The organism is Ancylomarina sp. 16SWW S1-10-2 (assembly GCF_009669305.1).
GTDB lineage: Bacteria > Bacteroidota > Bacteroidia > Bacteroidales > Marinifilaceae > Ancylomarina.
This window is the reverse complement of the sequence record NZ_SADB01000003.1, coordinates 181,097-204,070: the sequence shown is the minus strand read 5'-3', so window position 1 is coordinate 204,070 and position 22,974 is coordinate 181,097. Positions and strand designations below refer to the sequence as shown.

The window sequence follows — 22,974 nt, the reverse complement described above, 5'->3', positions numbered from 1 at the left end:
TTGAGCAAAATAAAAAACCTTATAAATAAGATTTCTTACTTTTACTGATACTTTTAAAATGATTTAAACTAACCTGACCAAATGTATATCATTTAATGAAAACGTTTGTGTCAATTTGTTAACACCTTATGTACCTATAGTTAACACTATCCAAATTAACTGAATATGTGGAACTTAAAACTTTAATTCGTTTCGTTTCACCTGGTAATAGGTCAAAATAGTTATCCTGTAGTACCAAACCTGAGCGTTTGTCATACAAATATAAATTTTGAACCAAGGCATTGGATGACACATTTAGGTATGTTCCTTCTTTTGTTTCTTCTATATCGATTGAAATATCTGTTTTAGGTAATTTGAGATTTTTGGGAACATCAAAATAATGAATCTTTGTACTTATCTTCTTTCCATTTTCAAATAAACTTAAAACCAATATATTTTCAGATTTCTTAAAATGTGAAATATTAGAGGTCTTTAACACCTCTAGTTTTGTACTCGTATTCTTGTTAATTGTGATATCATCTGTTTTTTGAAACAATACTTCACCGCTAAAATCTATAACCTGCATTTTCAACTGTGCATTTTTATCTTTCAGTAAATCTGATACGACAAAAACATCTACATTATTTCCTTTATTAACAGTGCTTATCATGATTGGTTTAAATGCATCACGTACAGCATAATGAACAGCCTTCCACTTATGATAATAATCAGTGCTACTCCAACTTGCAACAGGCCAACAATCATTTATTTGCCAGTATAAAGACCCCATACAATACGGCATGGCTCTTCGATGAGCCTCAATAGCCATACAAATTCCACGTGCTTGTAGCACTTGACTCATATATAGGAACTGCTCAAAATCTTTAGGAATATTATAATACCAACCCATATATTCTTTAATACGAAGGTTCCCAATTCCACTTCGTTGATGAGCTGTCATTACATCTGATTCAATGTCATAATCATTAGGCGTAGTATAAGTTTTCACAGTTTCAAAATCGGGAAAAGATTGAAACCCATATTCACTCATAAAGCGAGATTTATATTTATCAAAGTCCTCAAATCGATGTAAAGCGTGCCATACGCCCCAATAATGCATATCACCAGAAGTAGTCACATCACTAGCATGCCTATTGGGCTCATAACCAGCCTGTGGAGATGAAGGCCAATAATCTAAATCTGTTAAATCAGCAACAACCTTAGGCAATATTTTATGGAATATATCGGTATAAGCTTTATAAATTTCCTTTTGCTGCTCTTTAGAATAGCGTTCTTTCCAGCCCCAGCCACCTTCGCCATATTGATGCCATGCCGTATTAATTTCGTTATTACCACACCATAAAACAATACTAGGATGATTTCGAAGTCTAGTAACATTGTCGATAGCTTCTTTTTCTATATTCTCAAGCATTTCATCATTACCAGGATACATAGAACAGGCGAACATAAAATCCTGCCACACCATAATACCCTTACGATCGCACAACTCATAAAAATAATCATCTTCATATACTCCACCTCCCCAAACACGCAGCATGTTCATATTTGCATCAACGGCATCAGCTACTACTTTCTCGTAATCAGCCTTAGTAACACGAGGTAAAAAACTGTCGTTTGGAATATAATTAGCTCCTTTTGCAAATACTCTAACGCCATTTATTTCAAATAAGAATGATTCACCATCCTTATCGGCTTCTCGAACTAATTTAACTGAACGTAAACCTATTGAAAGTGATTTTTTTGAAACAATACTCCCATCTACAAGCACTTGTGCTTCAAAATTGTAGATATTGGGAGCTCCTAAATGGTTTGGCCACCATAATTTAGGATTTATTATTTCAAACGCTAATGAAATATTGTTGATTCCCTTCTTCATTTGAACAGTCATATTAGCCACTTCAACATGATCAGAATGGTTGAAAATTTTTATTTCTCCATTAATCTTTTTTTCCGAGTTGATATCTAAACAAGCAACCAATTTTGCTTTTTCTGCACTTACTGAAGGTTGCTTGATATAAACAGATTGAATATTCAAGTCATTCCAACACCTTAACTCAACTGAACGCCAAATACCAGAAGTCACAAATCTTGGTCCCCAATCCCATCCATAATGATATCCTGCCTTTCTTGTAAAAACTGAAACTTTTTTATTCTTTAGCCCACCATTCTCAGATTGGTCATTATTTGCTGGATAAGCATATGGTGATGCATCATATAACTCCAAACCTCTTTTTATAGGAGAATGAAAGTATATCTTAAGCTTATTATCGCCTTCTTTTATGAAGGATTTTACATCAACCGTCCATTCTCTATGCATATTAAATGCTTCAAGAATTAAATGATCATTTAAATAGACATCGGCATATGTATCTAATCCGTTAAAGTGGAGCTCTAATCTATCTTTATCACATGTTTCTTTACTTAAAACAAAGGACGTTTCATAAACCCAATCCTTCTTATCAATCCATTGTAAATCTTTTTCATTCGTTCCTTCAAATGGATCTTCAATCTGTCCATTATTTAACAAATCTGTGTGTATAGTTCCGGGCACAGTTGCCGCTCCGTAATGATTGCCACCCACTTCTTTATAAGACCAGCCCTCATTAAGTGATATCACAGATAGACTTTCTAAATTCTGTTGATGACACCCAATAAACAAAAACAAACAGCTTACTGCTAATACATATTCATATTTCATTTTCTACTTCTTTTGGTTATACACAATAACTCGTTCTACTTTCTTCTCTCCTCTAAATCAGCAATGATACCTAGCATTTTTTTATCGCTTAATCGATAAAACATAATAACTAGTCCTGAAATTAGTGCTGCCACACCAGGAACAAAACTCATCATATATTTTATTCCTTTAATTGTTTCAGGAGATTGATCGGCATTAGCTTCAAAACCATATAAAGCCAATAACCAAAGTGTTATAGACCCACCTATAGTCCAACCTAATTTTTGAGACATGCTAGAGGCAGAGAAAACCAAACCCGTTGCTCGACGTCCTGATTTCCATTCAGAATAATCTGCAGCATCAGCATACATCGACCATAATAATGGGAAAATTATACCAGCACAAAAACTAATTAAAGCTTGTAATAAATAGATCAACCATAAATTTTGTTTATCCACAAAATAGAACAAGCAACTTAAGAATGCCGCTGTAAACATAGCGTACATAAATGTTTTTCGTTTTCCTAAAAGTGCTGAAACAGATTTGGCCATCATAACCCCAATCATGTTGGTTGCTTGTCCCAAAAACAAATACACAGTACTAAATGTTAGCATGGTAAATGAAAAAGTGAATGCTGCGTCATCAATAATGTAGTATTTAAAATAATACAACACCACACCATCTCTAACTGAGTTAAATATTAGAGTTGCAACACCTGATCCTAATAAAATGAACCAGGGGATATTACCTGCCAAATTTTTAATATCTTCTTTCAGATTGTTCTTTTGCTCTTTAGGAGTAGAAATTCGTTCTTTTGTCCATAAAAATGTGATCAGAAAAAAACAAATTGCTATTAAACCTACTATTATCATGGTAAATTGATAGGAAGTTGCTTCGCTAAAACTTCCCTTAAACCAGTCGATTAGAGGCTGATAAATAAGTACAATCAAAATACTACCAGCAAAAGCAAAAATCATTCGATATGAAGCAAAAGATGTTCTATCATCAGATTTATGTGACATCACTCCCAACAAGCTAGCATAGGGTACATTTATAGCTGTATAGGCCATCATCATTAGAGTATAAGTGATATAAGCATATATAATTTTACCTGACAAACTAAGATTAGGAGTTGTAAACATGAGGACGCCAATTATTCCAAATGGAATGGCTATCCAAAGTAAATAAGGACGAAACTTTCCCCATTTAGTATTTGTTCTATCACATACAATGCCCATAATGGGATCGTTTGCGGTATCCCATATTCGAGTAACCAATAACATTGTACCAACAGCTGCAGCTGAAATACCAAATACATCTGTATAAAAAATAGGGAGAAAAATGGAAAATATCTTCCAAAACATGGATGATGCTGCATCTCCAAATCCATAACCAATTTTTTCTCGTAATGAAACCTTTTCTATCATGAAACTCTTTGATTTTATTAATCTTCTAATTAACATTATATTAAAAAAAACAAGTCAAATATTATTTTAACAAATGCATATAATCCTTGTTTCTATCAACTAGTTGATTAATTGATTGAACACTCAAATGAGAATACAACTGATCTTGTGGCGAATTAATACAATAATCTACCAGTTGATCAATAGTTGTTGTTGCCACGTGCATTCTAGTGTCTGACGAAGCATAATAAATAAACAATTTGCCATCATCATCAGCTATCCATCCATTAGAAAATACAACATTAGAAACATCGCCTACTCGTTCATCCTTAAAAGGTGCTATTAAATAACCATGCGGCCTGTGAGTTACGACCCAAGGTTTATCTAAATCGGTTAAAAAAGCATACAAAGTATATCTTAATCCAGCAGCTGTATTTCTTACACCATGAGCAAGTTGCAACCAACCTTTTTCAGTTCGAATTGGTGCTGGACCTAATCCATTTTTCACCTCATAAATGGTATGGTACGTTTTGGCATCAACAATTACTTCCTCATTTACTTCAGCATTTTCTATTGTTTTTGAAAGTCCAAAGCCAATTCCTCCACCATCACCAGTATCAATAAAACCATCTTGTGGACGGGTATAGAAAGCATATTGACTATCGACTAAGTGCGGAAACAGCACTACATTACGCTGTTGACCAGTACTTGATATTAAATCGGGTAAACGTTCCCAAGTAATTAAATCCTTTGTTCTAGCAATTCCGGCTGCAGCAACAGCACTACTTGTATCTCCTTTATGGGCATTTTGATCCTTTCGTTCTGTACAGAATACACCATAAATCCATCCATCATCATGTTGAGTCAGGCGCATATCATACACATTAGTATCAGGCTTATCGGTTTGAGGCATAACTATTGGTTTATCCCAAAATTCAAAACCTTCGATACCATTACGACTCTCTGCAACTGCAAAAAATGATTTTCTATCATTCCCCTCTACTCGTACCACCAACACATACTTATCATTAAGTTTGATGGCACCTGCATTAAACGTCGCATTGAAACCTATACGTTCCATTAAATAAGGATTTACATCCTCATTTAAATCAAAACGCCAATGCAAGGGGATATGGTTCCGTGTTAAAACGGGGAATTCATAACGATTATATACACCATTATCACAAAACAGGGACTTATTTCGTTTAGAAATAAGCTCAACATATTTTGCCTTAATTTCCTTAAGTCTTGTATTAAAAATAGTTTTAGACATCGGTCTTAAATTATATGATCAGTTATTTATTTTGTTTATTAAACTCTACCAAATCGTTTAATAACCATATTCCATCTCTATCTAGTAATTCTTTAGCATATTTTGCCGAAGGTTGCCCTGGATATGGAAAAAAGAAATGTTTTAAAGGATCGTTGCGCCAAACCAAAGTGTAACTAATATTAGCCGCCACAATACTATCGCTTAACACGACACCAAGTTTATTTATATACCAAGTTGAATCAGGAATGTTTTCATATCCCGTTTCTGTTAATGCAGATATTTTCCCTTTTTCGTTAGCATACTTTATGATTACATGTAATTTCTTAATTGCCTCATCCACTAGACCTTTGGTGTAAAGATCATAATAGTTATCCATACCAATAACATCCACATATTCATCACCAGGATACCAAGTCAAATAGTCCTCTATTGTATTAAAATTTCTATCAGGCGAATAAGCAACTAGCATTTGATCTACTCCCTTATCCTCTCTAAGATATTTAACGGTAAACTGAAACAAATCTTTAAGTTCTTGGGGAGTACAAGACGTTCTACCCCACCAAAACCAAGTACCATCCATCTCGTGCCAAGGGCGGAAAATAAAAGGTATTTTAACACCATCTTCAGTAACAATGCTGTTTAAGTAGTCGGCCAATGCATCTAGATCTTTCTTAAATGCCTCATGATACGCTCCCCCAGGTATAATTTTGTCGACAACACGTTCTGTCGTATTCCATGAATCAACTCTCTTAGTTGCTGAAAAAGGATGCCAGCTAAACGTATTCACACCACCCTGAGCAAAAGCTTTAAGTGCATATTTCCTGATATTTACGAATGATACAGTATCCAAATTAGCTTTCACACCTTTTTCTATACCACCTAATTCCCAACCAAATACGGCTGGATAATCGCCAGTAACTCTTTTCACGTCAGAGTTTCCTTCAACATCTTTCCAAGTATAACCGTATGCATACGTATCCTGATGACCAAATAAAATACCTTTTCCTTTAACCGATTGTAAAATATCGAATAGCTTTTGTTTTTCACTTATCTCATTTTGAGGCGCTTTACAACTAACGATTAAACCAATCATTAATAAAGTCCATATCAATTTATTCATATTTTTATTCATATTTTATTAAAATAACTCTACCTCAACCTGATGTTCTACATCTACTTTTTGTAATGGAATAACATCCCCTTTAACAGATTCACTGTTCACTATCAACGACTTGACACCTTTTCCTTTTTCGCCATTCACAATTTTAATTTTATACGTTGCTCCACGAAACTTACGTACAAAGACATATTCTTGGATTGACGATGGTAAACAAGGATCAATTTTTAAACCTTCATATTCAGGGCGAATGCCAAGAATATATTGTGTAACGGCATAAAAGTTCCATGCTGCAGTACCACTTAACCATGAATTCTTTGCTTCTCCTGGCAAATAGGCATCTTTACCTGCAATCATTTGTGCATATACATAAGGTTCTGTTCTATGTAAATCGCTAATTTCTTCGAGATAAGCAGGGCTGATTTTCTGATAATATTCCCAAGCTCTTTCACCACGTCCTAGTCGAGTTTCACCAATCATTATCCAAGGATTATTATGACAGAATATACCCGCATTCTCCTTGTATCCTGCAGGATAAGTAGATATCTCACCATATTCGAGTACATATTTGCTGAATGGTGGATTGTTTAATACGATACCATAATCGCAATCAAGATGCTCTTTTACTGAATCTAATGCTTTTTCACAAAGGCCATCTTCACTTCCAATTCCGGCCATGGTACACCAGCCCTGAGATTCTATAAATATTTTTCCTTCTTCATTATCTTTTGATCCTACCTTTTTGCCATAATAATCATAAGCTCTCAAGAACCACTCACCATCCCAGCCATTTGCTTTCACAGCATCAGTCATTCTATTTACTTCTAAGAGCGCTCTATTTGCCTCTTTATTTTTACCTATTCGATTGCACAACTCAACATAGTCGGTTCCATAAACCACAAACAAACCAGCAATCATAACCGATTCAGCCTTTGAGCCTTCTGTATTATTTTCTGTCGTTTGAAAGGATTCATTCGGATTGGTAGAGAAACAATTCAGGTTTAAACAATCATTCCAATCGGCACGGCCAATTAAGGGTAAACCATTGGGACCAAGATTATTCACCACATGATTGAAAGAAACGGTAAGATGATCGAACAAGGTTTTCGCTAAACTTTCATCATTATCAAAAGGCACCATTTCGTCAAGAATTGAAAAATCACCTGTTTCTTTAATATAACTAACCACACCAAGTATCAGCCAAAGAGGATCATCATTAAAACCACCACCAACAGCATCGTTACCCCTTTTGGTTAAGGGTTGATATTGATGGTAACATCCACCATCGGGAAACTGCGTAGACGCAATATCGATAATCCGCTCACGAGCACGTTCAGGTATCTGATGTACAAAACCAATTAGATCCTGATTACTATCACGAAATCCCATGCCTCGTCCAATACCTACTTCGAAAAATGATGCCGAACGCGACATATTAAAAGTAACCATACATTGATATTGATTCCAGATGTTAACCATACGGTTTAGCTTATCATCCTTACTCTCAATATTTATAATGCTCAATAAATCTTCCCAATACGTTTTAAGGTCTGCCAATGCGGCTTCGACCTTCTCAAGGGTATTAAATTTTTCCTGAATAGCCAAAGCAGGTTTTTTATTGATAATCCCTTTACTTTCCCACTTCTCCTCTTCAGGATTCTCGACATACCCCAATACAAAAATCAGATCTTTTGATTCACCCGGCTGTAATTCCACCTCAATATAATGCGATGCTATAGGCGACCAACCGTGAGCTTCAGAATTGCCAGGTTTTCCATTCAAAACAGCCTGTGGTTCTGAAAGTTCATTGTATAATCCAACAAAGCTTTCTCTGTCAGTATCAAAACCATTAATAGGTGTATTCACGCTATAAAAAGCGTAATGATTACGACGTTCTTTGTATTCTGTTTTATGATAGATTGTTGACCCTTCGATCTCAACCTCTCCAGTATTTAAATTACGCTGTAAGTTATTCTGATCGTCTTCGGCATTCCAAAGGCACCATTCCATAAAAGAGAAAAACTTTAGCTTTTTAGGCTGTTTTCCTTCATTTGTCAACTTCACATGATGTACTTCTGCCCACGTTTTTAATGGAATAAAAAAGGTGCTTTCTGCTTTAATGCCATTCTTAGCCCCCATTATTTTGGAGTAACTTAAACCATGACGACATTCATATTTATCTAAAGGTGTTTTTACTGGTTTCCATCCAGGACTCCAAATGGTGTCTTCATCTTTGATATAAAAATAGCGACCTCCATTGTCCATAGGCACATTATTATAACGATAGCGTGTTAACCTACGAAACTTGGCATCTTTATAAAAGGCATATCCTCCTGCTGTATTCGAAACTAAACCAAAAAAGTCCTCATTACCCAAATAATTAATCCAAGGAAAAGGTGTTTGTGGATTGGTGATTACGTATTCTTTATTTAGATCATCGAAATGTCCGTATTTCATACCTCTATTAATTAGTTTTATTTTATTTCTCTTTTAAGATTTCGAAATGGGCACTCAAAATAAAAGGTCCATACAAACTCATTCAAAATCTTTTGCTAAAGTAAAACTGATGTTAGAAACAAAAGTGTCTTAATGTTTCTGAAGGGTGTTCAAATGTTAATAATGATACATTTGAACTTATTATTGAAGAAATAGTCATATAAACTGAGCAAATTGGATCGAATTACTCAAAAAAACAGAGCACAGAAATTTCACTATTTATGAGCGTGACTTATAAAACTTAAAACAAAACGGGATAATTTACTCAAGTAATTAATCTATGAAAACAAGTTTCATTTATGATTATTAGATAATGCATCATAAAATACGTCAAAAAGTTTATTCATTTTAACGAAAAAATAGGGTTAAGCTAAACGCTTAACCCTATAAATTTCATTTATACACTTCCGAGATAGGAATAATATGCACCCTTAATACACAATTGTCTTTTATCGGAACATTAATCAAACCCATCTAAACTATTTCCCCTTCTCTTTTGCTTTTACATAAGCAGAAGGTAACATACCATACTCTTCTTTAAAATACTTACTAAAATAACGAGGACTATTAAAACCAACTTCATAAGCGACTTCAGCAATATTCATCTGACTTTTTTCGAGTAATTGTGCCCCTCTTTTTAATCGGATGATACGTATAAACTCGATGGGTGATTTTCCCGTGATTGATATCAATTTTTTATAAAGATAAACACGACTCATACCTAGTTCTTTACTCAAATCTTCAACGCTAAAACTAGCTTCGGCTATATTTTCTTCAACAAGAGCAACCGCTTTCTTAATTAATTTTTCATCCATCGACGTAATTTGCACTTCACTTGGATTTATATTTACTGTTTTTTGAAACTGCTTTTGCATCTTGCTTCTTTTCTTCAGCAAATTATTAATCCTTAACATCAACAAATCCATATTAAACGGTTTGGTAATATAATCATCAGCTCCAATTTCCAAGCCTTTTATTTTATCCTCATCAGCAATTCTTGCTGTCAATAAAATAATAGGTATATGCGAAGTACGTATATCTTTTCTAAGCATTTGACAAAGTTCTAATCCATCAACATTAGGCATCATCACATCACTAATAATTAAATCAGGCAATACATTATGAACGGTATCGTAACCAATTTGTCCATCTGCTGCCTCATAAACAATGAAGTCATCTTGCAAAGTTTCTTTCATAAATGTTCTAAAATCCAAATTATCTTCTACCAAAAGGATGACAGATTTCTCTTTTGCAGTAGTCTTTTGATCTTTTTCTGCTATGTATTCAATAGCGTGATCTTGTTCTTTATCCTCTATTACATTTTCTTCAGCATGCTCAATCGGAAGGCTCACAATAAATTTAGACCCAACACCTTCTTCACTTTCGACACAGATTGATCCATTATGCAATTGCACCATTTCACGAGCCAAGTTTAGACCAATACCACTTCCCGATAAACCAAGTTTTTTATTATTTTCAGACTGATAAAACCTTACAAATACCTTATCTATATCCTCCTTTTGTATTCCAACGCCTGTATCCGTAAGAGATATATCCACCATCTTTTTGTGTTCATCGACATTCACTTCAAGCGTTACAATTCCCTTCTCTTGCGTAAACTTCAAAGCATTCGATAATAAATTCATCATTACTTTCTGCAACTTGTCATCATCGAAATGAAACATGAATTGATCTAACTTATGACGAAAAACAAGCTCTATATTCTTCTTTATAAATCCTTCTCTAATATTTTCCAATACACCATCCAAGAAAGATATAATATTACCATAAGATGGATTATAACGCATTCCATGCAACTCTAATTTTCTAAAATCGAGCAACTGATTAACCAGATCTAACAAGCTTTTGGCATTACGATCCATCACCTCCAATAACTTTTTATTTTTAGACGATTCAACCCGAGCTAATAATCTTTGTAATGGAGTTATAATCAAAGTAAGAGGCGTTCTAAATTCATGACTCACATTGGTTAAAAATCGTAATTTCATTTCATCCATCTCATGATTTTGTTTCGCAAGTAATCTTTCTTGCTCTATAGCAAATTTGAGTTTTTCTTTGCGTTTCATTAAATATCGATAATACACAAACAATAAAATCACAATTAGCGCATAAATAACAAAGGCTAGTTTTGTTCCATAAAAAGGCGGTAAAACAGTAATATTTAATTGTGCATATTCTTCATTCCAAACACCATCTTCATAAGATACTTTAACCTTAAAAATATAATCTCCTGCACTCAAATTAGTATAAGTTACACTCGGTTTGTTATTATCTATTATCAACCATTTATCATTAAAACCTTCCAATTTGTACTTATACTTAATTTTATCTGAAATAATAAAATCAAGCGCTGCAAAACCAATTGAGAAAACATTCATTGATCGTTTTAATTCGATCTTATCTGAGAATATTATCGACTGATCCAAAAGTTTTACATTTCGCACTTCTAAATTGGGTGAAATACTTTGATTATAAACACGAAAATCAGTAAACACAAGCTTGGGTAATATTCTATTACTTTTAATATTTTTTGTCATAAACAGATTAAACCCATTTATTCCTCCAAATATTAATTCATTATTACTTGTTTTATAGCTTGCATTAGGATTAAACTCATTGGCCTGTAGACCATCTCCTTCTGTAAAGTTGGAAATTTGAAAAGAGTACTCATCATTCCTTGAAAATTTATTAACCCTGATTTGACTTAATCCAGAAGATTTGCTCACCCATATAGAATGAAACTCATCTTCTTCGATACAATTCATAATGTCTTCTGGTAATCCATCCTCATTAGTAAACAATTTTATAAATGAAGTTCGTGGATTAATCACAATTAATCCTTCATTGGAAGCAATCCATAACAAGCCTCTTGAATCTTCAAATAAACAATTAACTGACTTATGTATAAATTTGAAATGCGTATTATCATTAATTCCTGGAGGCCTCCTGTAAGATTGTTTTTTTGTATCATAAATGAATGTACCATATGCTGTTCCTACAAAAACATTACCATCAGCAAGCTTGCATAGATTAGAAATATGTTTAGTAGGAAGTATTAACTTACCTTTATTGGGTATTTCAAAGAAAGCATCCTTCTCTTTATTATAAATTTCAATTCCGCCTCCATTAGTACCTATCCATATATTAAGGTTATCATCCTCAATAACCGACCAAACATTATTACTTACTAATCCATCCAATGAATTAACACTAAATTGATATCGTTTAAAACGCTTACCATCAAAACGATTCACTCCTCCAGCATAAGTACCAATCCAAAGTTCATTATTGTGATCCACAAGTAAACTCATAACCACATTACTACTTATACTAGTTATATCATTTTCATTATGCTTATATGAAACATAAGTGTTCTTTTTTCTATCAAAATAAACCAAACCTCCGCCATTGGTTCCAATCCATAAATTACCTTTTGGGTCTTCTACAAAACAATTTACATCACTAAATGGCAAACTCTTTTTATCCGACAATAAGTTTCTGTAATGAGGAAATTTATTAATGTTTTCATGATAATAACTCAACCCATTTTTATTCGTTGCTGCCCATATGATATGATTATTATCCATAAACAAGTCGCTAACTGAATTATCTGCTATGCTTTTACTATTATCTGATTGATGATAAATTTTTGTTATTTCACCTGATTGTTTATTGATAATATTTATACCTCCATGATCCATCGCAATCCAAATCAATCCTTTATCATCCTGTATTATTTTATAAACAATATCACCAGACAAACTCAGTTTCTTAGTTTTACTTGAGTAGTTATTCCACTTACGATCCTTTGATGTAAAATGATAAACTCCATTATCATTACCATAAACCCATATATCTTTTTCATTATCTACAAATAAACCAGACACTAAACTTCCTCCTCCTATATTACCCAATAGATAATCATCTGTAAATTTCAGCTCATAAGTAGAATCATCATAACATTCTATAAGACCATTATTTAATAAGTAATAATACTCATGATTTGCATGAATAAAATCTAACACTTTAAAGTTCTCAACTCTGTTATTTGGAAATACACGATGCAATGTACTATCAACAGCGGTATATTTTAAAAAGTGGGACTCACTTCTTGGCTTTATCCAAACTTCTTTATTATTATCACAATATATTTTATCTGTAAAAGTAGGTTCCTTATTTAAGCCAAAATATTTATTTGCTTCTGCATAAAATCTTTCCTTATAAACATCATAAACGATATAACCTTTACTGGTTAAAATAACCAAATTACCTTTTACATCCTCTTGAATACCTTTAATATAATTATCTGGAATTGATGTTGAATCACTAGAATTATGCTTGTAATTTACAATTACGGAACCATCATATCGACTCAAACCTGCTCTAGTCCCAATCCAAATAAAACCATGTAGATCTTTATGCACACATGTAACCTGATTACTTACTAGGCCATCCTCATTATTAACTTGTAAAAAGGAATATTGCTTTTGAGCCTTAGAACCAAAATGCAACATAAATAGAACTATGACTATAACTATCGATTTATACATGATTTTATATTGACTGACAGGTAAATATTATTACTCACTAGTATGAATATACTTTTAGCGAGAAGTCGTATCGTTGTACGATAATAGGTTGTGAAAATACTATTTTATATTTATTTTTTGTTTAAAAACGATATTCTCTGATAAATTTATCATATCGTTTCTTGTCTCAATATTCCAATAGAAAGTATTTTATTCATTAAATACTAAACTATTCACAAACACATTCAAGTCGATGTTTTTACTTTTATTTGCATTTTACTATACTTTTAAAATTTTCCAATTCTTTTTTAGCACATTATAATTTGAACTTTCTTCATACACATAAACCAATTCTTCTTTTGTACCTGTATTGTTTAATGTCCATTTAAGATTTAAAGTTCTTTAGTTTACATCTATTTATTCGTGTAACTAGACATTTAAAATCTCAACTAAAAAATAAATTTTATTTTCTTCCAGAAAACATATTAAAATCATTATTATCAAGCTATTGCTTATTTCACAAAAAGAAATCACTTACGAACTGTCTAAAACACTTGCGTAGAGATCTTTTTTAACTTACATTTGCACCCGTTATCAAAACAGATAACAAGACTTATTGGAGAGATGGCAGAGTGTCGTCCCGAAAGCTTTCGGGAGCGGTAATCTTAAAAATCAATCTAAAAAAAAGGAGAGATGGCAGAGTGGTCGAATGCGGTAGTCTTGAAAACTATTGTGCGGCAACGTACCGGGGGTTCGAATCCCTCTCTCTCCGCAATTTAGGAATCATCCTAATCCAAAAGACTGTAAATCTACTGATTTACAGTCTTTTCTATTTTTACACAATTCATTCTAATACAAATAAAGTCAATAGGAAGGTGTACTCTCCGGTGAACAAATTTCAAAACCCACTCTGTTCACCAACACGCTCATAACAAATTGAACCAAAACGAATTAAATTTAATTAGCCTTGAAAATATAATTTGAAAGATGAGGATTTTTTATTAAATTTATGAAGCATCACTACTTAATTCTACGAATCCTATTAAATAAACATACCCTGTATGACCTAAAAAGATCATCGTATGAATACATTTTCAACACTAAACATTAGTTTTCTCATTCGAAAAAACAGATCTAATAAGCTTGGAGAAGCCCCTATTTACATTCGTTTTTCCATAAATAATGAACGCGTTGAAATCTCTACAGGTAGATCTATTAATCCTCAAAACTGGGATAGCAAGCTAAATAAAGCTATAACTAAGAAGAAAGGCGCTGGACAACTCAATAAATTCCTGGAGGTCCTAAAAAATAGCATTTATGACCACCACACAGAGATAGTTAAAAATGGTGATCTAATCTCTGCAAAGAAATTAAAAGCTCGATTCTTAGGTATTGAGGAAAACAAAAGAACCTTAATCCAGGTTTTTGAATATCACAACAATCAAATAAAAGAATTGCAAGGTATCTCATTTGCTGAAGCAACGGTAAAAAGATATATCACGACACTTGATCATGTTAAGAGATTTCTTAAACATCAATACAAGTTAAATGACATTCCATTATCACGCCTCAAATATTCTTTTATTATTGACTTTGAGCACTACTTTAAAACAGTTAGAAAATGCAATAATAACACCACATATAAATATTTGAAAAATTTGCGCAAAATAATCAATTTAGCCATCAGAAATGAGTGGTTAGATAAAGATCCTTTTGCAAAGTATCAAACTAAGTTAGTGGAAGTGAAAAGAGGATTTCTCAATAAAGATGAATTACTCAGTCTTGAAAATTTAAAATTAGCTTTCCCTCGCCTTAGTGTTGTGAGAGATATTTTTGTTTTCTCATGTTATACGGGTCTTGCTTATATAGATGTTGCAAACCTTACTAAAGAAAATATCCGAATTGGGATAGATGGCAATCTATGGATTTTATTGGAACGTGAAAGAACAAAAACACCATCGAATATCCCGATACTACCGCAGGCTCACGACTTAATAAAAAAATATGCTGATCATCCAGCAAAGAAAACTGAGCAGCACATATTCCCAAGTTTTAGCAATCAGAGACTAAATGCTTATTTAAAAGAATTAGCAGACCTGGCATCAATTGACAAAAACTTAACCTTTCATATTGCCAGACATACTTTTGCTACAACTATTACCCTTGCTAATGGAGTCCCAATTGAATCGATTAGTTCAATGCTTGGTCATAAGAATATTCGTACGACTCAAATCTATTCAAAAGTCGTTAATGAAAAAGTCAGTAAAGACATGAGTAAACTTAAAAGGAAACTTCGATAAAAGAGGAATACCTCACAAAATGCGTAAGTAAAGTTATTCTGATTTTTATTGGAGCCCTTACTTAGCTCAAGAGAAAAATCGGAAATAACTTTAAGTTCATGATTATATCGTAAATGATATGCATGTCGCACTCTTCTCCTCCACTTTCTTCTCATTGTAAAGGAAAGCAGTCTCGGTACTAGTCGTTTGAAGAATCACAATGACCATAGGAAGGACTTTTATCTTTATTCTATTATATCTACATAATTCTGCAAAACAGAAAAGCAATTTCGAAGTTCTTGCAAGACCTGCATAAAAATTTCACGATCCGAAGTTGTGAATTGATAAACCTGTTGGGCATTGATATTTCTAGCAAGCTGATTAATATTTACACCTATTTTATTAAGGTCATAGTCCAGTTTTTTGGTAATCATTACAAACTCATCACTCACCTCGATTTTCCGGATCTCCCTTTTCTTAACCAATTTTGCCCTGCAAAAATCACTTAGGGTTCTATAGCCTTCCCTCTGAGATCTTTTTAATAGCAATCTCTTTTCCAGTTCCGTCAAACGAATCCGAACCCCTTCTCCCAATTTATCCTGATCAACTGTTTTAGGTCTCATATCTTTTCATTTATTAGCCTTCGCAGAATCAAGCTTCTCATCTCCGATGAAAGTCCCTGCTGGAAAGCACAAACGTTTTTGTGGAACAAAAACACATCTTGCATACCCCTCTTTAAAGTATAAGTAAGATCAAAGTTCAATAATTTAAACAAGATAATTTCCCAAGTTGGGAACAACTTGGGTGTTTTTTATTGATTAACTACAAATACTTTAAAAGGGAAATAAATTGTTTTAAATAAGATTGACATCTAAATTTTCTTGTAAAACCTAAGTCATAATTAAACTATTCCCTTTCAATTAAATTTGTTGTTCATAACTTTAAAAGAAGAGAAAAAAGATTCAAAAAAAGAAAAGAAAGTCTTTACAAAGCCAGGAGTAGAATAAAACACAAGGCTACCGAAAACTATGCCTTATAAAATAATCATAAACCGATTGCCAATATGAAAAGCCTACTACATCTAAAATATAGACATAATCAGAATAATTACTTAACGTATAAATCGCCAAATTTGCAATTAAAGACCTTAATAAACCAATCTCGTTTACTCATTTTGAGAATTTATGAGCGACCTCAACCACATTGTATTTTCCTTATCGGTATTTATTAAAATACAACTTTACTTTTCCAATTGACAATAGAGGTTCTATCCCAATAATAATTAACCTTCTTCACTTTATTTTTGGTCCAATAACCAGTTGCATCACCACTCCCCGGAAAAATCCACTCTATTTTATTGTCAATACTCCACATAATAATCCATGGATAATTTCAATCACATTTCACCATACTTTTAATATCACACTCAGCCCACTCCACAAAACTATGTCCATAGCCTTTGATTATATCTTCTTCTGATTCCTAATTATAGCTATTCCTTTCATATTTAGCATTTTGCCTCACAAAACACTTTTCCCTAAACTAAAAAAACCTGCTGAGATCGAATCCCAACAGGTTATAATATCTATAATAAAAAATACACTCTTATTTTTTACAATTCAATCTTTATTGCAAATGCAAAATCTCCTGGCTTTTCTTTTGGTAATTCAACCGACAATCCATTTTTAGTTAATTCCCACTTCAATTCTTCGCCAGTTGTTAACATGCTAACCTTTTTAATCTCTTTTATTAAAAGATTTTCTTTTTTAGCTAAGCTATGAATCATCATTTTATCTTTTGGCCAATCCAAAGCAATTGCATATAAATTTCCATCCTTAGTCGAGAAACGAATATCTTCTGCAACAGCATCTTTATTCTTATCCTCACTTAAATGACCTTCTTTAATTTCCTGAGGTCCTTCTCCATATACTTTCCAAGGACGAGTATCATAAATAGCTTCACCATTCGCTTTTAGCCATTGACCCATTTCTAACAAACGGGTTTTTACACCTTCTGGTATCACACCATCAGCCTGTGGAGTCACATTCAATAATACAGCTCCATTTTTACTCACTACATCAACCAAAAAGTCGATTAACCTGTTAGTCGATTTATATTTTGGATCGGAAATATCACACCAGGCTTTCCAATCTATTGAATCATCAGTTAACCATGGAAATTCTTTTTTCTCTTTCATACGAGAACGTTCCAAATCCAATACGGCAGTACCTTCAGCTAGATCATGAAATTTATAAGTACAAACTACTTCTCGTCCCCAATCTTGTGCTTTATTGTAATAATTCGCTAAAAATTGCTTGCGATATGACTCTTCAATAATATCCATTTTATTATCAAACCAAATAATATCTGGTTGATAGTTGTCCATTAATTCATTCAATCTATTCAACCACTCCTTATGAAATTCCTTTTTGGGAGGATTTGGATAATCACCTGTTGCCATTACAAATGATCCTTCAGGAACATAAGGTCCATATAGTCCTGCATATCTAGAATCACTAGCATCGGTACTTTTATCCCAAGTTGGATACCAAGCATACAACCAATGACGATGATAAGTCACTATAAACTTCATTCCTTGCTTGCGAACCGCTTTTTCCATTTCACCTACGATATCTCGCTTAGGTCCCATATCTTTCGCATCCCATTTAGTCAACTTACTATCCCACATCGCAAATCCATCGGCATGTTCAGCAACTGGCCCAGCAAACTGAGCTCCAGCATCTTTAAATAGTTTGGCCCACTCGTCAGCATCAAATTTTTCAGCGGTAAACATTGGGATAAAATCCTTGTACCCAAATTCTTTCAAATCCCCATAAGTGTCTTCATGATACTTGCGAATAGGGCTATCTTTCTGATACATACGCATAGAGTACCATTCCGTTTCATGTGCGGGTACCGAATAAGGACCCCAATGAGAGTAGATTCCAAACTTAGTGTTCAACCACCACTCTGGTACTTTATACTGTTTCAACGATTCCCAATCTGCCGTATATTCGGTTTTTACGACTGGCTTTTCTGTTTCAGTCTTTGCTTTCTTTGGTTTCGAATTGCAAGAAAATAGTGCTATTGCGAAAAGAATTAATAGATAGTTTTTCATTATTTATAGTAATTTGTTTCGAGATTTAAGTTTAATAAATGCAATGCCACTCTGTTAATTTAACACTTTTATAAATTGATAAGTCTATTTTTGTGGCTTATTAAATTGAAACATTTGCTCTCTAAGTCCTTCTAATTCATCCCAAAGGTGTTCTTCTTCTGGCAAACTTCATTTTTCACTTTACAAAAGCGCTATACACGTTACAATAAGCTTTGTACAAATAAGTCTTTCCTTACTAAAATCATTTTTATAATAATCCGATTACTTATCCCAATACTCGTCAACAATTTTCTTAATGTGAGGATATTTTTCATCAGTATCACCAATCTCTTCACGTTGCTGCTTCAACTTCTCTTTCATCATTTTTTTCACCTCTGTATATTTTGGATCATCATATACATTATTCATCTCCTTTGGATCTTTTTTCATATCGTATAATTCCCATGCTGGAGGAGTGTGTCTTGTAAAATCATTTCCCCAAGACGCTTTATTCCATACTGCACCTGGCTTATCAGTGTCCACCCAATATCTACCATAAAAGAAAATCAATTTATAATCTTTAGTTCGAATCCCAAAATGTGCAGGATTTGCATGACGATGAGCCATGTGCATCCAATATCTATAATAAGTAGCATCGCGCCAATTTTCTGGTTCTTTACCCGTTTCTAAAATAGATTTGAAACTTTTCCCTTGCATGTATTCAGGAGTTTTCCCTCCTGCCAATTCAATTAAAGTAGGAGCAAAATCGGTATTATTTATAAGAGCATCCGTTCTTTGTCCAGCTTTAATTCCTTCAGGATAATGAACAATAAAAGGCATTCTCATCGATTCATCGTACATCCAACGTTTGTCGATATAATCATGCTCTCCTAACATAAAACCCTGATCACCAGTATAAACAATAATGGTATTTTCCCACATGCCCTCTTTCTTCAAATAATCGAACAAACGAGCTAAGTTATCATCTACACCTTTCACACATCTTAAATATCTCTTAATATATTCCTGATAAGTCAATTTAGTATACTCAGGATCTGGAATATTTTGATCGATTCCCATATGCATACCCATATTACGTATCGTATTGCGATGAGACACCGATGATCCAATAATATGAATCAAAGAATCATTAACTCCACGAGTAGCAACAGAACCATTATTTTTATTATCGTACAAACTTGCTGGTTCTGGCATGAAAGTATCCTCCAAATAATCTTTATATCTGGGAGCAAACTCAAACATATCATGAGGCGCTTTATAATGATGCATCAAAAAGAATGGCTTAGTCTTATCCCTATTTTTCAACCAATCTAATGTAATATCTGTAATCACATCCGTACTGTAACCTTCTGTTTTAATCGTTTTAGTTTGCTTCGTTGTAGGAAATTCATACTTCATCCCTTTTTCAATAAATACCGGGTTAAAGTATTCTCCTTGCCCGTAATGACCAACAAGTACTTTATAATAATCAAATGAAGACGGCTCATCATGCAAATGCCATTTACCAATCATAGCAGTTTCATAACCTAACTTATTCAATTCCTGAGGTAAATATTGTCTATCTCCAATTTCACCTTCCAAATCGAGTACACCATTTACATTACTGTATTGACCAGAAATGATACATGCTCTACTTGGAGTACAAATAGCATTAGTCACGTAGCAATTGTCAAATATCATCCCCTCTTTTGCAAAAGCATCAATTGTTGGGGTTGGATTAAGAGAAGCCAAACGACTCCCATAAATACCAAATCCTTGAGTCGTATGATCATCCGACATGATATAAATGATGTTTGGTTTTTGCTTCACTTCCGGTTGGGAACAGGAAACGGAGATTAGGCTTAATACGGCCAATGAGATTCCAATTAGATTTCTTTTCATTACTTTTTTTTACTTTTAAAGTTTTCTGTATAGTAAATAGAATGCTTTTCATTCTACTAAATCTTATCAAGATTTCTAAATTCAGATAATGATTATATTATCTCGTTTAAATAAATTTATCAATCATTAAAAGTAAACTATATAAAACAAAAACAGGTTAAGAAAAAATACGATAAAGGGGGGGGGAAATCAATTTAAATCAAAATAAAACAGTAAATAGATATAAACTAAACGATACAAAAAGCTTTTAAAATAAGAATACCAGCTATAAACTCCCTCTCTTGTAAAACACTAAATAACTATAATACTGATCCTTACTAGTTGTAACCATAACTAAGATATCGTATTGCCGATGCATAATATCATGCCAGAAAGTTAAAAATGTATAGTTCAATTTTGAACCCCCTTATTTTCAACCAAAACATCCCCAGACTTACATCTTGTAAATTGTATTTTTGTATTCAGTTTTATTCAGTTTTATTCAGCCTATAAAGCAAATTTTACGAATCTGAAATTAATAAAACCTTATTGATATGAAAAAAACAGCACTTGCTATTGTATTGGCATTTTTAACTTTCTCTGGGATTTCTCAGAAAAAAGAAAAACCTAATGTAATAATTATTCTTTCCGACGATCAAGGATTTGGTGATGTTGGATTTAATGGTTGTACCGATATTCCCACTCCAAATTTAGATCAATTAGCAAATAGTGGAGTTATTTTCACACAAGGATATGCTTCTCATCCCTACTGCAGCCCGAGTAGAGCTGGATTACTTACCGGACGCTATCAACAAAGATTCGGACATGAAAATAATTTGCCTTACACCGATGCTAAAGTAGACGATGGACTTCCATTAACGGAGTTAATGCTTTCAGAATTATTACAAAAAAATGATTACCAAACTTGTGCCATTGGAAAATGGCATTTAGGAGATTCAATTCAATTTTGGCCTAACAACCGAGGATTTGATGACTGGTTTGGATTCTGGGGTGGTGGAATGAACTACTGGGGAGACACAGGAAAAAAACCAGCAACAGCAGGAGTTCTTCGAGATGGAAAAGTTGTTCCACGATCAGAAATAACGTACCTGACAGATGATTTTACAAACGCGGCCATAGAGTATATTGATGAATACAATAAAGAAAAGAAACCATTCTTTATGTACCTGGCCTACAATGCTCCTCACGCTCCTGTTCAGGCAACTAAGCAATACACCGATAAAGTAAAACACATTGAAGATGGAAAACGTGCTGCTTATGCCGCGATGGTTGTAGGCATGGATGCTGGAATTGGAAAAGTAATTGCAAAATTAAAAGAAACAGGCGAGTACGATAATACATTGATCTTCTTTTACAGTGATAATGGGGTCATTTAGGTGGAGCGAGCAGTGCTCCTTACCGTGGACATAAAGGAATGTTGTTCGAAGGAGGTATTCATATCCCTTTTCTTGTTTCATGGCCTGGTAAAGTAGAAGCAAATAAGAAATACAACAAAACCATTTCAGCATTGGATATTTACCCAACTATATTGGCCGCTACAGACATTAAGTATCCAAATCCAGAAAAATTAGATGGAGTCAACCTTCTACCTTACCTAAATGGTGAAAATAAAAAAGCACCCCACAAAGTATTGTTCTGGAGATATTCTGAAGGTGCTGGATATGCTGTTCGTAAAGGAAAATATAAAATGGTAATGTCTGGTTATAAAAAAGAATTCTTTTTGTTCGACATTAAAAATGATCCATATGAACATACCGATTTAAGTTCTGAACTCCCCAAAAAATTAGCTGAACTTAAAGGTTTGTATGCTGAATGGAACAAAGAAACAGTTCCTGCATTGTGGCAAGATCCACACGCTCAGAATCTTTCGAAAGAAGAGAAAAAACGTCAGAATTACATAGATGCTGCCACAAGAGGTGAACGCAAATCAAAATAATCCTTTATTTCTAAGATACTTGCAACAAGAAATACTTATACTTTATATTTATTTCTTGTTGTTTTTTTTGTTTTTACTTAGATCCAGATTCAATTTTCATCAATAAATATATTGACATAAAAAATGGTAAAACGAACACTTTCCGAATACAATTTATCAATATTCGGCGTTTTAATAATCGGGTTTCCTTAGCAAGCTAAATCCCCATAGCCCTCATAATCGGTCATTATTAAAATCACAT

Annotated in this window: 11 protein-coding genes, 1 tRNA gene and 1 pseudogene; 4 read left to right on the top strand and 9 right to left on the bottom strand. The window is 33.4% G+C overall.

The features are described from left to right. Positions 1-118: 118 nt before the first annotated feature. From EMN46_RS03735 to EMN46_RS03710, 6 genes are all read right to left on the bottom strand, one after another. Positions 119-2,698, bottom strand: a complete 2,580-nt coding sequence (locus tag EMN46_RS03735) for a glycoside hydrolase family 2 protein (RefSeq protein ID WP_154199330.1) — start codon at positions 2,696-2,698, stop codon at positions 119-121. 35 nt (positions 2,699-2,733) lie between these two features. Beyond that, positions 2,734-4,104, bottom strand: coding sequence for an MFS transporter (locus EMN46_RS03730; protein ID WP_154199329.1), 1,371 nt, complete (start codon positions 4,102-4,104; stop codon positions 2,734-2,736). 61 nt (positions 4,105-4,165) lie between these two features. Continuing rightward, positions 4,166-5,356, bottom strand: coding sequence for a glycosidase (locus tag EMN46_RS03725; RefSeq protein WP_154199328.1), 1,191 nt, complete (start codon positions 5,354-5,356; stop codon positions 4,166-4,168). 22 nt (positions 5,357-5,378) lie between these two features. Beyond that, entirely contained in the window at positions 5,379-6,476 is a 1,098-nt protein-coding gene (locus EMN46_RS03720) for a glycoside hydrolase family 26 protein (protein WP_195715175.1), read from the bottom strand. A gap of 18 nt (positions 6,477-6,494) precedes the next feature. Beyond that, positions 6,495-8,930, bottom strand: coding sequence for a glycosyl transferase (locus EMN46_RS03715; protein ID WP_154199326.1), 2,436 nt, complete (start codon positions 8,928-8,930; stop codon positions 6,495-6,497). A 518-nt stretch (positions 8,931-9,448) separates the two neighbouring features. Continuing rightward, the gene (locus EMN46_RS03710) at positions 9,449-13,540 is read right to left on the bottom strand and encodes a hybrid sensor histidine kinase/response regulator transcription factor (RefSeq protein ID WP_154199325.1); all 4,092 of its coding nucleotides are present in this window, start codon (positions 13,538-13,540) and stop codon (positions 9,449-9,451) included. 666 nt (positions 13,541-14,206) lie between these two features. On the opposite strand from EMN46_RS03710, the gene EMN46_RS03705 reads away from it, so the two are divergent. After that, positions 14,207-14,291: transfer RNA gene (locus EMN46_RS03705), tRNA-Ser, on the top strand. A gap of 310 nt (positions 14,292-14,601) precedes the next feature. Continuing rightward, on the top strand, positions 14,602-15,819 hold the full coding sequence (locus EMN46_RS03700; RefSeq protein WP_154199324.1) for a site-specific integrase: 1,218 nt from the start codon (positions 14,602-14,604) through the stop codon (positions 15,817-15,819). 224 nt (positions 15,820-16,043) lie between these two features. Here the strand turns inward: EMN46_RS03700 and mobC are convergent, their stop codons facing one another. The 3 genes from mobC to EMN46_RS03685 all read right to left on the bottom strand — a co-directional run bounded on the left by mobC (position 16,044) and on the right by EMN46_RS03685 (position 20,797). Further along, positions 16,044-16,421: a plasmid mobilization relaxosome protein MobC gene (gene mobC, locus EMN46_RS03695; protein ID WP_154199323.1), complete on the bottom strand. Its 378-nt coding sequence runs from the start codon at positions 16,419-16,421 to the stop codon at positions 16,044-16,046. A gap of 989 nt (positions 16,422-17,410) precedes the next feature. Then, positions 17,411-18,916: an alpha-L-fucosidase gene (locus EMN46_RS03690; RefSeq protein WP_154199322.1), complete on the bottom strand. Its 1,506-nt coding sequence runs from the start codon at positions 18,914-18,916 to the stop codon at positions 17,411-17,413. Between the two features lie 261 nt (positions 18,917-19,177). Then, entirely contained in the window at positions 19,178-20,797 is a 1,620-nt protein-coding gene (locus EMN46_RS03685) for a sulfatase (RefSeq protein WP_154199321.1), read from the bottom strand. A gap of 533 nt (positions 20,798-21,330) precedes the next feature. Here EMN46_RS03685 and EMN46_RS20175 point away from each other — a divergent pair. Both EMN46_RS20175 and EMN46_RS20170 read left to right on the top strand, forming a co-directional pair. Beyond that, positions 21,331-22,173, top strand: a complete 843-nt coding sequence (locus EMN46_RS20175; RefSeq protein WP_255447690.1) for a sulfatase — start codon at positions 21,331-21,333, stop codon at positions 22,171-22,173. Positions 22,174-22,190: 17 nt separating this feature from the next. Further along, a pseudogene (locus EMN46_RS20170) lies at positions 22,191-22,733 on the top strand (sulfatase); the annotation flags it as partial. Positions 22,734-22,974: the final 241 nt, after the last annotated feature.

Coding starts and splice junctions, on each gene's coding strand:
- EMN46_RS03735 (WP_154199330.1), bottom strand. CDS start 2,698: ATGAAATATGAATATGTATTAGCAGTAAGCTGTTTGTTTTTGTTTATT.
- EMN46_RS03730 (WP_154199329.1), bottom strand. CDS start 4,104: ATGATAGAAAAGGTTTCATTACGAGAAAAAATTGGTTATGGATTTGGA.
- EMN46_RS03725 (WP_154199328.1), bottom strand. CDS start 5,356: ATGTCTAAAACTATTTTTAATACAAGACTTAAGGAAATTAAGGCAAAA.
- EMN46_RS03720 (WP_195715175.1), bottom strand. CDS start 6,476: ATGAATAAATTGATATGGACTTTATTAATGATTGGTTTAATCGTTAGT.
- EMN46_RS03715 (WP_154199326.1), bottom strand. CDS start 8,930: ATGAAATACGGACATTTCGATGATCTAAATAAAGAATACGTAATCACC.
- EMN46_RS03710 (WP_154199325.1), bottom strand. CDS start 13,540: ATGTATAAATCGATAGTTATAGTCATAGTTCTATTTATGTTGCATTTT.
- EMN46_RS03700 (WP_154199324.1), top strand. CDS start 14,602: ATGAATACATTTTCAACACTAAACATTAGTTTTCTCATTCGAAAAAAC.
- mobC (WP_154199323.1), bottom strand. CDS start 16,421: ATGAGACCTAAAACAGTTGATCAGGATAAATTGGGAGAAGGGGTTCGG.
- EMN46_RS03690 (WP_154199322.1), bottom strand. CDS start 18,916: ATGAAAAACTATCTATTAATTCTTTTCGCAATAGCACTATTTTCTTGC.
- EMN46_RS03685 (WP_154199321.1), bottom strand. CDS start 20,797: ATGAAAAGAAATCTAATTGGAATCTCATTGGCCGTATTAAGCCTAATC.
- EMN46_RS20175 (WP_255447690.1), top strand. CDS start 21,331: ATGAAAAAAACAGCACTTGCTATTGTATTGGCATTTTTAACTTTCTCT.